Origin of the sequence: Deinococcus misasensis DSM 22328 (genome assembly GCF_000745915.1) — a bacterium.
In the GTDB taxonomy this organism is placed as follows: domain Bacteria; phylum Deinococcota; class Deinococci; order Deinococcales; family Deinococcaceae; genus Deinococcus_C; species Deinococcus_C misasensis.
Genome location: NZ_JQKG01000013.1, coordinates 106,348 through 118,200 on the forward strand (window position 1 = coordinate 106,348; position 11,853 = coordinate 118,200).

The following is an 11,853-nucleotide window of genomic DNA, read 5'->3' on the forward strand; positions in this document are numbered from 1 at the left end:
AAAAGGCTTAAGGTCAGAAACACAGCCCCCTCAAATGTCGTATACCTGAGATGACATGACAGATTCCCTTTATGCGCTGGAATTGCAGAATCTCAAGAAATCCTTTGGTCATTTTGTTGCGGTCAATCAACTTTCCTTGAACATCCAGAAAGGCCAGATGTTTGGTCTCTTGGGTCCCAACGGGGCTGGAAAAACCACCACCCTGCGCATGATTGCAGGTCTTTTGATCCCGGATGCTGGCGAGGTTCGCATTCTGGGCCAGAGTGTGGTCTCCCAACCCCAGCAGGCCAAGCGTCCTCTGGCTTACCTGCCAGATGAGCCTTTGCTGTACGGCAAACTCCGACCGATGGAGCATCTGGAATTTGTGGCAGGTCTGTGGGGCCTGTCTGCCTCTGATGCCTATCAGGAGGCCCAGGAACTCCTCAAGTGGCTGGATTTGTGGGACCACCGCCACGCCTTTGTGGAAAGTTACTCCAGAGGAATGAAGCAAAAGCTGGCTCTGGCTGCTGCCCTGATTCACAAGCCTCAACTGATGATTCTGGATGAACCCCTCACCGGACTGGATGCCGCTGCAGCCCGTCAGGTGAAAGACCTGCTCTCCCAGTTCGTGAAAGAGGGCAACACTGTGGTGCTGACCACCCACATTCTGGAGGTCGCAGAACGCATGGCAGACCGCATCGCCATCATCAACAAGGGCCAGATCATTGCCGAAGGCACTTTGCAAGAACTCCGCACCCAGAGCGGCGACACCGAAGGCACCCTTGAAGATGTGTTTCTGGATCTGGTGGGTGCCCAGTGAAGCCGGGCAGTGTGCTGTGGCTCCTCAAGTTTGAATGGACGTTGTACTTTCGAAACCTGCTGTCAGGCAGCCAGAAATGGGCCATTGGGGTTTTGGTCCTGATCGTGTTGATCGGTGCAGGAACCCTCTGGAACTTTTTGCGTGAATACAACGATGTGCTGACTTCCATGCCTGCCACCCTCTCGCCCACACTGGCTTTGCCTCTGACTCTGGTGGGTGGGGTTTTGTTTGTGGTGATGTTCATGACCGGCTTGCAGGCCAGTGTGCAGGTGATGTTTGAACGCAAAGATCTGGACCTGCTGGTGTCTTCTCCGGTCAGCACCCGCAGCATTTTTGCGGTCCGGGTGCTGGGTGTGGTGATGGCCGTCAGCCTGTGGTGGGTGACCTTTGGATTTCTGGTGGCCCTGATCGGCCTGATGCTGGGTTCTTGGCACCTGCTGGGTTTGCCTCTGGGGTTCCTGACCCTTGGAATGGTGGTTTCCACCGTCAGTGTGGGCATCAGTTTTGCTCTGGTCCGTGCTTTTGGGGTGCAAAAAACCCGCACCATCGTGCAGGTGACCACTTTTGTTTTTGGTGGCTTGATGTTCATGGTGTCACAGCTTCAGAACTTCATGCGTGCAGGATCAACCCCAGCTTGGATGCAAAACCTGAGCCAATGGGTGGTTCAAACCTACCAGAGCCTGCTTGCATTGCCTGAAACCTCGCTGCTCTGGTATTGGGCCCGCAGCCTGTGGCTGGAACCCCTGCCCACTTTGATGGTGCTTGCAGGAAGTTTGGCAGTGCTGACCCTGATGGTGACCATCACCCACGGGGCTTACCTGAAAGGGGCCAGCGAAGCCAGTGGATTCAACCGACCCAGACTCAAAAACCTGAAGCAAGCGCCTTTCCGGTCAGGAGGATTGCTGTTGCTGTGGTCCAAGGAATGGAAACTGGTTTTGCGGGATCCTGCTTTGCTGGCCCAGTTGGTCTTGCAGGTGGTGTATCTGGTTCCTTTGATGTTCATGATGTTCGGCATGAACTCTGGCGCAAGACAGGCCAATGCCTTCGCAGCCTTGCTGAACCCTGCATTCTGGGTGGCTGGGGTGGTGCTGGCAGCCAGTTCTCTCGCTTCATGGGTGGCACGGGTGTTCATTGCAGCGGAAGACCAACCCGATTTGCTGGCAATGTCTCCCCATCCTGTGGGCCATTTGCGCCGTCAAAAAATGTGGGTGGTGCTGGCCCCCATGCTGGTGGTTTTTGTGCCACTGGTGCTGTTTCTGGCTCGTGGCAAACCCATGCTGATGGTGCTGGGTGCAGGTGCGTTGGTCATTTGCCTCACCCTGATTGCACTGATGCAAATGTGGTGGGCCAAACCCATCCGCCGTGCAGACCTGATGAACAAAAGTGGCAAAGGACAGGGCGACCCCTTGCAGGGTTTCATGGAGGCCATCACCTACATGGGTTGGGCCGGAGCCATCGCAGCTTACGGGCAGGGCAGCACCAAATGGACCCTGATCGCTCTGGGCGTGGGGATTTTCTTTCCTCTCGTGCTGGCCCTGTTGAATCGGGGGAAAGCAAGCGCTCTGGGATATTGAAAAGACATTGCTGCCTTTAACAGTGAAACAGGAAGATTGAGATGAATCCTCCTGTTTCAAAAAACCTCCACCAGAGACAAAGCTTCTTGTTCAGTCAGACACGATAAAAAGCCTCTCCCATTTGGGAAAGGCAACATTTCTGCTGTTTGCTGAAAACAGTGCAATTGCGTTTTGTGGTCTGGCTGAATGTTGATCGCTGACCGCTTACTTCGCCTCGTACCAGCTTTTCCCAACCCCGACTTCCACCGTCAGGGGGACCTTCAAATCAAAAGCCCCTTCCATGCAGGATTTGAGAATCTGGCTGACTTCATCCACTTTGTCCTCGGGGACTTCCAGCACCAGTTCGTCGTGAACCTGCAAGGTCAGGCTGGCTCCGGTGCCCTCCAGAGCACTGTCCAGCATCAGCATGGCTTTCTTGATGATGTCTGCAGCAGTGCCCTGAATGGGCATGTTGTAGGCCACCCGTTCTGCGGCTTCGCGGGCCACTTTGTTTTTGGTGTGGATCTCGGGGATGTACCTTCTGCGGCCTAGCAGGGTCTGGACGTACCCGTGTTCCCGGCAGAATTCGAGGGTGCTCTCGATGTACTCGCGGATCTTGGGGTAAATGCTGAAGTACCTCTGGATGAAGGTGTTGGCCTCGGCGTAACTGATGCCCAGTTCGTTGGTCAGGCGGTGGGCACTCATGCCGTACAGCACCCCGAAGTTGATGGTTTTGGCAGCCCGACGCTGCATCGGAGAGACAAACTCCTCGTGGATGTTGTAAATCTGGGCTGCGGTCCTGCGGTGGATGTCGGCATCGTGCAGGTAGGCATCAATCATGCTGGGATCGCCCGAGATGTGGGCCAGAATCCGCAGTTCGATCTGGCTGTAATCGGCGGTCATCACCACGTTGCCGGGCTCGGCAATGAAGCCTTTGCGGATTTCCCGCCCGAGGTCTGAACGCACCGGAATGTTTTGCAGGTTGGGGTTCAGGCTGCTCAGGCGACCAGTGGCGGCCACCGTCTGGGCAAAGGTGGTGTGCAGGCGTCCGGTTTTGGGATGCACCAGAGAGGGGAGGGGATCGAGGTACGTCCCTTTCAGTTTGGCCATCTCGCGGTATTCCAGCAAACGGCCCACAATCGGGTGCTCTTCACGCAGTTCTTCCAGCACGCTGGCTGCTGTAGAGCGCTTGCCGGTCAATTTGGTTTTCTTGCCAGAGGCCAGTTGCAGCTCATCATAAAGGATGGTTTCCAGCTGGTCTCTGGAATTCACATTGAATTCTCGGCCAGCAAAGCCATAAATGGCCTGTTCCAGATTGCGAAGCTGCTGCCCCACGCTCTCCGAGAGGCCCTTCAAAAACGCCGTATCCAGCTTGACGCCCTTCAGTTCCATTTTGGCCAGCACGCACATCAATGGCTTTTCAAGGTCCTCGTACAGGGCTTTTTGTTCTGCATTGAACAGTGGGGGCAAAGCTTCCAGCATCTTGCGGGTGACGCTGGCCTGCTGGGCCACATCATCAGGCCACTCCAGATGCAGGTACCGCTGGGCCACATCCTGAGGACTGGTGAAATTGGGATCCAGCACATAAGCCATCAGGAGGGGATCGTCGCCGGGGTCCACAGTCACCCCGTTCAAAGTGGCCAGAGTGGTGAGTTCCTTGGCATTGGCGGCCTTCACATCCTGCTGCCCTTCCAGCACACTGAAGCTGGGGGGCAGGGCCATGTAAGCGGCTTCTTCGGTGGCGTAGGAAACGGCTTTCAGTTCGGCGTTCAGGTCGTGCAGCTTGCTGACCCCAAAAGCCCACACTGCTCCCTGAGGGGCATCCTGCCACTCGGTGGCCACCTTGGCAGCGGCTTGACTGGCCACCCCGAGTTCTTTCAGCATGGAACGGAATTCCAGTTCGTTCAGGAAATCGCGCAGGTCATCTTCCTGCATGGACCGTTTGTGGGCCTCAGAAAAGTCGATCTGGACATCCAGATTGGTGACCATGCAGGACAGTTCTCTGGAGAACAGCACATCGTCGTGGCTGGCCAGAATCTTCTCTGCGGTTTTGGGTGGTTTGAGGGTTCCGTTCTTGGCGGCCTCCAGAATGGCGTCCAGCGTGTGGTGCTCTTGCAGCAGTTTGGCTGCGGTTTTCTCTCCGATGCCTTTGGCTCCGGGGATGTTGTCGCTGGGATCCCCGATCAGGGCGCGGAAATCCACCCATTGCTGCACCGTGACCCCGTATTTCTCTTGCACTCCGGTTTCGGTCATCAGGGACCAGTCGCTGCGGATCACCTGCACGTTCTGGTTGATCAGTTGGTAAGAATCGCGGTCGCTGGTCAGGATGTGCACCAGATAACCTTCGGCCTCGGCTTTTTTGGCCAGTGTGCCGATGATGTCGTCTGCTTCGTAGCCTTCCAGCTCAAAACGGGGAATGCCCATCAGGTCCAGGCCCTGTTTGATCCTCTGGATCTGTCCGGGCAAATCCTGAGGCATTTCGGCCCGTCCGGCCTTGTACCCCTCGTACTGGTCGTGCCTGAAGGTGCGCCCGATGTCAAAGGTCACCAGAATGCAATGCCCCTCGTCCTTCAGGAGTCGGGTGATGGTCTTCAGAAAACCGAACACCGCATTCAGCGGTTCGCCTTTCGAGTTGGTGAGTGCATTGATGGCAAAGTAAGAACGGAACGCCAGAGCGTGACCGTCCACAATCACAATTTTCTTGATTGCTGCACCTGAAGAATTCGTTACAGACATAATCCCATTGTATCAGGAAGCCATGAAAGAAATCCCCTCCTTGCTCAGGAGGGGAAAAGGGTGCAGCTCGGGTTTATTTGGCGCCCATCACTTCGACATCAAAGATCAGGGTGGCATTGGGAGGAATCACGCCGGGAATCCCGTGGCGGCCATAAGCCAGATCGCCGGGGATGGTCAGGCGGGCTTTGTCGCCGACTTTCAGTTGCAGGAGGCCCTGATCCCAACCAGCAATCACGTAACCCACACCCACTGGAAACTCCAGAGGCTGACCCCGGTCCAGAGAAGAATCAAACTTCTGACCGTTCTCAAGGGTTCCGGTGTAGTGAACGCTGACCATCTGGCCTTTCTGAAGCTGGGGGCCATTTCCTTCGTGCAGTTTTTCAACAATCAGTCCTGACATTCGGTCAGTTTATCATGGAAGCCGTCACAGGCAGTTCCTCCTGCCATTCCCTCACAGGGTAGACGCAAAGTTGCTGTTCGGGCGATACAAACAGAAAGAGCCGTCAGCCCTTAGCGTTCAGCCGTCAGCCAGAAGGAAAGTCTTCTTCCAGTCGGTTGAGCCTGCCAAACCTGATGGGGCTTTGCCTTTTGGTCTTGCTCTTTTCGAAAGCAAACGCTTTTGGGTGGGCTTTTCGCTGAGCGCTGATGGCTGACCGCTGACCGCTTTCTCAGTCGGCCTGCCAAACTTCAGACTTTGCGTTTATCCTGCATTCCCTCATCTGGCTTTGTTAACATGCCATTCAAGATGACCCATGTAGATCACAGCCTGAATTTTTCGCCTCTGGAATGGGAATGGCTTTGTGCCGCTCCAGTCTACGCAGGCCTGACGGTGGTGGATGCCCACCCTTCCGGCTGGCTGGGCACCCTCGAAGAACTCAAATCATTGCGTCAATTCATGGAAGGGCACCCACAAGACCACCCTCTGGTGCAGGAGGTCAAAGCTTCCATTTTGGCACAGGATTTGATTGGCCCCGAGCGTGAAACCCCTTTTGAAGAAATGCGCGAGAAGGCCCTCTTCACGCTGAAAAAACTGGCTCCGGTCCTCCCCGAGCGCACCGATCCAGAGGCCCATCAAGCTTACCTGCAATTCGTCAAAACCCTCATGCTCAAAGTGGCCGGGGCTGCCCGAGAAGGGGGCCTTCTGGGCAACCAGACCGACAACATCAGTGTGCAAGAACGGGCTGTCATGGACGAACTGTGCCGTGCTCTGGACCCTGAACATTGAAGGGTGGCCACAGGCTGGACATGCTTGCAGAAGCAGCGTGATGAATTTCGGTTCACATGGATGCAAATCCATTAGGATGGGTGAAGTATGACCCAAAACGCTTCTGAATTCGGTTTTAGCGAACAAGAATGGAATGTGCTGTTTTCCACCCCTGTGCTGGCTGGCCTGACGGTGGCCCATGCCCATTTCTCTGGACCCACCGGGGTGCGTGAAGAGAACCGGGTGCTGGAAAAGTGCTTTGAGGAGCACCCAGAGGACCACGCCCTGATTGTGCGCCTCAAAACTGCTGTGCTGGAAAGTGGATTGCTGGACCAGAAACCCTCAGGCAAGGCCGGTGAACTCAAAGCCCGCACGGTGGAACAACTGCAACAGGTGCGTGCCCTGCTGGAACACAAAACCAACAGCGAAGCCTACCGCGCTTACGGGGATTTCCTCGGGAAAGTCATGAGCCGGGTCGCAGGTGCAGCCAGAGATGGAGATTTCTTCCATGCCGAGCCCAACAAGGTCAGCGACACCGAACTGGTCGTCATTTCCGAACTGCTCAAAGTGCTGGACTGAATTTTTCAACAAAATACACAGAAAGAGCTGCTTTACTGCGTTTATCAGTGAAACAGGAGGATTCAGGCGAATCCTCCTGTTTCAAGAAACCTTTTCCAGAGAGACATCCTTTTATTCTTTTGTCAAAGGCTATAAAAGCTGCTCTTTGTGGTTTTATGGAACTCAGTAAACGCTTTCTTTGGCAGGGAAGAGGGCTTCAATGCGGGCAAGCACCTCATCGGAAAGTTTGACCCCAGCAGCCTTGATGTTGTCCTCCACATGGCTGACTTTGGTGGCCCCGATGATGGCACTGGAAACCCCTTTCTGACGGAGCACCCATGCCAGAGCCAGTTCACTGCGGGTCAGACCCAGCTCATCTGCAATGTTTTTCAATTCTTTGACTTTTTGAACGTTGCTGTCGGTCACCAGACGCTTGGCAAAGCCCTCATTCATGGACATGCGGGTGCCCTCGGGGATGCCGTTGTCGTACTTGCCCGTCAGCATGCCCATGCCCAGAGGGCTCCAGACCACCAATCCAAGGCCGTGGGGATCGGTGTAAGGCAGGATTTCTTTTTCCACACGGTCCCGATACAGCAAGCTGTACTGGGGTTGCTCCACCACTGGGGCGTGCAGGCCATTGGCCTTGGCGAAAGCGACTGCTTCTGCAATCTGGGCAGCGGTCCACTCGCTGGTGCCCCAGTACAGGGCTCGGCCCGAGCGCACCACCTGATCGAAGGCCATCACGATTTCTTCCATGGGGGTCTCGGGATCGTAACGGTGGGCAAAATAAATGTCGAGGTAATCGGTCTGCAGGCGTTTCAGGGACTTGTCGATGCTTTCCAGAACGTGTTTTCTGGACAGTCCACGGTCGTTCACATCGTCGGACATCGGCCAGTACACCTTGCTGGAAATCACCAGACGGTGACGGGGCAATTCTTTCAGCACGTTGCCCATCATCTCTTCGGATTTGCCGTTGGCGTAAATGTCTGCCTGATCGAAGAAGTTGATGCCAGAGTCATAGGCTTTGAGGAGGATTTCACGGGTCAGGTCGGTGTCGGTGACCTGATTGCCGAAGGTGACCCAGCCTCCTAGAGAGATCTCGCTGACTTTCAGTCCACTTTTGCCCAGTTTGCGGTATTCCATGTGTTCACTCCTGAAATTGAAAATTCGCCCATACTTTACCCCCACGCTTGCCTGATGAAAGCCGCAGAAACTCACAATCTCGGGTAGGTGAGATGGCCTATCCCAACAAAAACCCTCCTGAACAGGCAGGAGGATCAAGATAAAGAACACAATGCAGATTTCAGATGCTGTTGTATCGGTCACGGTGGATCACATAGGCCATGCCCAGTGTGGTGATCACCGAAATCAGGGAACTCAGTCCATAAGACACCAGAGGCAAGGTGATCCCTGTCAGGGGCAGCAAAGACATGGCTGCTCCGATGTTTTCCAGAGATTGCACCCCCATCTGCCCCAGCACCCCTGCGAAAAGCAACTGGTCTTGCAGGTGAGGACTTTCAGAGCCCATGATGGACAACCTCCAGAACAGGGCACCAAACAGCACCAGCAAGAACACCCCTCCCACAAAGCCCTGTTCTTCCGTCCAGGCAGCAAAAATAAAATCGGTGTGGGCAAAAGGCACAAAGCCATTCTGGGTCTGGGTGCCCTGCTTGTAACCTTTGCCCATCAAGCCACCAGAGCCAATGGCAATCATGCCCTGCACCTGCTGGTATCCGAAGTTGCGGGCATCCTGCATGGGGTTGATGAAGATGGTCAGGCGTTGTTGCTGGTAAGGTTGAAGCCTCGGGTAAACCACGGTGGGAAAGGCAATGGCCACAGCCACCACCACCGCCAGAAAGTGCCAGATGGGGATCCGGTACACCAGCATCATGCCCGCGAAAATGCCACTGAGCACCATCGCACCACCAAAGTCTTCTTTGATGACCAGACCCATCACAGGCAAAAAGAGGGCCAGAGGTAGAAAATAACTTTTCAGACCCTGATAACCGCCCTTCATGACCCTCGCCAGAGAAATGATCAAAGCCAGTTTGGCCACCTCAAGGGGTTGGAATTGCAGGGGCCCAATCACCAGCCAGTTTCTGGATCCGTTGACATCTTTGCCAATCACCATGGTTGCGAGCAACAGCAACACCGCCAGTCCATAAATCGCAAAGGAGAAGCGGTACAACCTTTCCCGACCAAAAAACCACAGCATCACCAGCGGAACCATGCTGAGCCCGATGCCCATCAACTGCTTTTGGAAATCCGCCGGAGTGGCAGCCGAACTCACGGCCACCAGACCCACCCCGAGGATGGCAAGCACGATCAAAGGAAGTGCAACTTCATACCGAATCATCAGATCTAAGAGTACGTTTTTTCCACTTGAACTGTGTGAAAGTTTCCAGATGCCTCTGCAGGCAAAATCAAGCAAAAAAAAGTGTCTGCGGTGGGTTGCCGCTCCGACCGCAGACGTTCACTGAAGGATGGAAAGGGATGAGAACCGGATGTCATTCAAACGGTCAGATTCTGCATTTGCCGCAATGCCGGAATCTGTCCGGATTCTCCGAAGGGGAGAGGAGGAGAGGGGCTTGCCTACGGGGTCCCAAAAACGGGATTTCTGGATTTGTCAGCCGATTGCTTGAGGGGTCAGGCTCCAGATGGATGCCCAACCCCTCAGGCTTGAATCATTGTTCTTTCAAAAAGTCACGGTACCAGAGGGCGCTGTCTTTGAGTGTGCGCTTCTGGGTTTCGTAATCCACATACACCACGCCAAAACGCTTGCTGTACCCGAAAGCCCATTCGAAATTGTCCATGAGGGACCACACAAAGTAACCTTTGAGGGGCACTCCGGCTTCAAGGCTGGCATGTGCTGCCTTGAAGTGGGAATTCAGGTAGTTGATGCGTCCCGTGTCATGCACGTGTCCATCTTCGGCCATCTGGTCGGGGTAAGCTGCACCGTTTTCGGTGATGTAGATGTCAGGCAGCTTGTACTCGTTGTGCAGGCGAATCAACAGGTCGCTGAGGCCCTGAGGGAACACTTCCCAGCCCATGTCGGTGAACTCGGTGCCCTCTGGGAGTTTCTTGTCATCCACACTCACAAAAGAGCGGGTGTAGTAGTTGATGCCCATGAAATCAATGGGTTGTGAGGCCACTGCCAGATCGCCGGGCAATACTGTGGGCAGCACGCCTTCTTCTTCGTAAGCTTCCCAGACATCCTGAGGATACTCACCGCGCAAAATGGGGTCCAAGAACCAGCGGTTGGTTCTGCCATCGTTCATGGTGGCCTCGTGCTGGTCGGCTTCGCTGTCGGAGGCTGCATATGCAGGGGTCAGGTTGAGCACAATGCCCAGATCTGAGGTCAGGTTCATGCCACGCAGGCGGGACATGGCCAGACCGTGGGCCAGATGCAGGTGGTGGGCCACTTGCAGGGCGGCTTTCCGGTCAAACTTGCCGGGTGCATGGTGCCCGAGTTCGTTGGACAGGATGGAGACACACCATGGCTCATTGAAGGTGGCGTAGCTCTTGACCCGGCTTCCCAGACGGTCTGCCACCACGGCAGCGTAATCTGCAAAGTAATAGGCCACATCCCGGTTTTCCCAGCCGCCGATGTCTTGCAGGCACTGGGGAAGGTCCCAGTGGTACAGGGTCACGTGGGGTTCCAGACCACGGGCAATCAGACCATCCACAATGCGCTCATAGAAATCGAGACCTTTGCTGTTGACGGCACCTTTGCCTGTGGGGATCACTCGGGGCCATGCGATGGAGAAGCGGTAGGCTTGAACCCCGAGGCTTTTGATCAGGTCAAGGTCCTGTTCCCAGAGGTGGTAGTGGTCACAGGCGATGTCGCCGTTGGTGCGGTCCAGGATTTTTCCCTCGGTGGCGCAGAACGTGTCCCAGATGGAAGGGCTGCGTCCGTCTTCGTGGGCGGCCCCTTCAATCTGAAAACTGGAAGTGGCAGTTCCCCAGATGAAGCCCTTTGGAAAACGGGGCGGGCTGTTGGAAATGACTTCTTGAGATGGAGCGAGGGATTTTACAGTCATGGTGTTTTTTTATCCTTTCACGGCACCGGCGGTGATGCCAGCGACAAGTTGACGGGAAGTGAAGAAGAACATCACCAAGAGAGGCAAGGTGGTGATCGAAGCCCCCAGCATCATCGCCCCCCACTCCACCGTCGAAACCCCCTGAAGACTCCGCAGGATCAACGGCAAAGTGAATGTCTCACTCTCTCTGAGCAGCACCAGAGCGCCCAAAAAGCTGTTCCAGGAGCCAATGAAGGTGGTCAGGCCCAGAGTTGCCAGCATGGGGGTGAGGAGGGGCAGCACCACATTCCAGTAAATCCGGAATTCACTGCACCCATCGATCCGGGCGGCTTCCATGAGTTCTTTGGGGATGGAGGAGGCGATGTACTGACGCATCATGAAGATGCCCACCGCACTGGCTGCACCGGGGATGTACAGGGCTTTGGGATCACCGGCCCAACCGATCTGGTTCATGATGATCACGAAGGGAACCAGTCCCAAAGTGCCGGGGATCATCATGGTGGCAATCAGCATGCCCCACATGCCGTTTTTGCCTTTGAAGTCGTACATGGCGAAAGCGTAACCCCCCAGAGAGCAGAAGAAGAGGGTGAGGGCGACGCTCATGAGGGAGAGGTAGGTGCTGTTCCAGAAGGCCCGCCAGAAGTTGGTTTTGTCGATGAGGATCTGGAAGTTGAGGGGGGTGTCTGCGCCGAACCACACGTGGACAGGCAGTTGGAACATGGTTTCTTTGCTGTACGTGGCGAACACGAACATGAAGTACAACGGGAACATCGTGAAAATCGCCAGCAGCAACAGCACCACGTTCAGGGCAATTTTGCTTCCCAGGTAACGCTGGGACAACGAACGGACTTTGTCGGGTTTTTGCAGGGTGACGCTCATGGGTTAAGCCTCCGCTCTGGCAGCTTTGCCGAAGATCAGGTTGTTCAGCAGGGTGATGGCCAGAATGATCAGGAACAGCACCCA

General features: G+C 55.2%; 10 protein-coding genes. 4 read left to right on the plus strand and 6 right to left on the minus strand.

The window, feature by feature from the left end; translation table 11 throughout:
• Nucleotides 1-55: 55 nt before the first annotated feature.
• Both Q371_RS10475 and Q371_RS10480 read left to right on the plus strand, forming a co-directional pair.
• Entirely contained in the window at nt 56-799 is a 744-nt protein-coding gene (locus tag Q371_RS10475) for an ABC transporter ATP-binding protein (RefSeq protein ID WP_034339938.1), read from the plus strand.
• On the plus strand, nt 796-2,373 hold the full coding sequence (locus Q371_RS10480) for an ABC transporter permease (protein WP_034339941.1): 1,578 nt from the start codon (nt 796-798) through the stop codon (nt 2,371-2,373). Before Q371_RS10475 ends, Q371_RS10480 begins: the two co-directional genes overlap by 4 nt.
• A gap of 204 nt (nt 2,374-2,577) precedes the next feature.
• Here the strand turns inward: Q371_RS10480 and polA are convergent, their stop codons facing one another.
• Both polA and Q371_RS10490 read right to left on the minus strand, forming a co-directional pair.
• Nucleotides 2,578-5,088: a DNA polymerase I gene (gene polA / locus Q371_RS10485; RefSeq protein ID WP_051964071.1), complete on the minus strand. Its 2,511-nt coding sequence runs from the start codon at nt 5,086-5,088 to the stop codon at nt 2,578-2,580.
• A gap of 73 nt (nt 5,089-5,161) precedes the next feature.
• On the minus strand, nt 5,162-5,488 hold the full coding sequence (locus tag Q371_RS10490) for an FKBP-type peptidyl-prolyl cis-trans isomerase (RefSeq protein WP_034339943.1): 327 nt from the start codon (nt 5,486-5,488) through the stop codon (nt 5,162-5,164).
• A 345-nt stretch (nt 5,489-5,833) separates the two neighbouring features.
• Between Q371_RS10490 and Q371_RS10495 the strand changes: the two genes are divergently transcribed.
• Nucleotides 5,834-6,313 (plus strand): hypothetical protein, encoded by a 480-nt coding sequence (locus Q371_RS10495; protein WP_157442636.1) that lies wholly within the window; start codon nt 5,834-5,836, stop codon nt 6,311-6,313.
• Between the two features lie 87 nt (nt 6,314-6,400).
• On the plus strand, nt 6,401-6,871 hold the full coding sequence (locus tag Q371_RS10500; protein ID WP_034339949.1) for a hypothetical protein: 471 nt from the start codon (nt 6,401-6,403) through the stop codon (nt 6,869-6,871).
• 162 nt (nt 6,872-7,033) lie between these two features.
• On the opposite strand, the gene Q371_RS10505 is transcribed toward Q371_RS10500, so the two are convergent.
• The 4 genes from Q371_RS10505 to Q371_RS10520 all read right to left on the minus strand — a co-directional run bounded on the left by Q371_RS10505 (nt 7,034) and on the right by Q371_RS10520 (nt 11,769).
• Entirely contained in the window at nt 7,034-7,993 is a 960-nt protein-coding gene (locus Q371_RS10505) for an aldo/keto reductase family protein (protein WP_034339952.1), read from the minus strand.
• A gap of 160 nt (nt 7,994-8,153) precedes the next feature.
• A complete protein-coding gene (locus Q371_RS10510) occupies nt 8,154-9,206 on the minus strand; it encodes an FtsW/RodA/SpoVE family cell cycle protein (RefSeq protein WP_034339955.1) in 1,053 nt (350 codons plus the stop codon).
• Nucleotides 9,207-9,534: 328 nt separating this feature from the next.
• The gene (locus Q371_RS10515; protein WP_051964074.1) at nt 9,535-10,890 is read right to left on the minus strand and encodes a GH1 family beta-glucosidase; all 1,356 of its coding nucleotides are present in this window, start codon (nt 10,888-10,890) and stop codon (nt 9,535-9,537) included.
• 9 nt (nt 10,891-10,899) lie between these two features.
• Nucleotides 10,900-11,769, minus strand: a complete 870-nt coding sequence (locus Q371_RS10520) for a carbohydrate ABC transporter permease (RefSeq protein ID WP_034335833.1) — start codon at nt 11,767-11,769, stop codon at nt 10,900-10,902.
• Nucleotides 11,770-11,853: the final 84 nt, after the last annotated feature.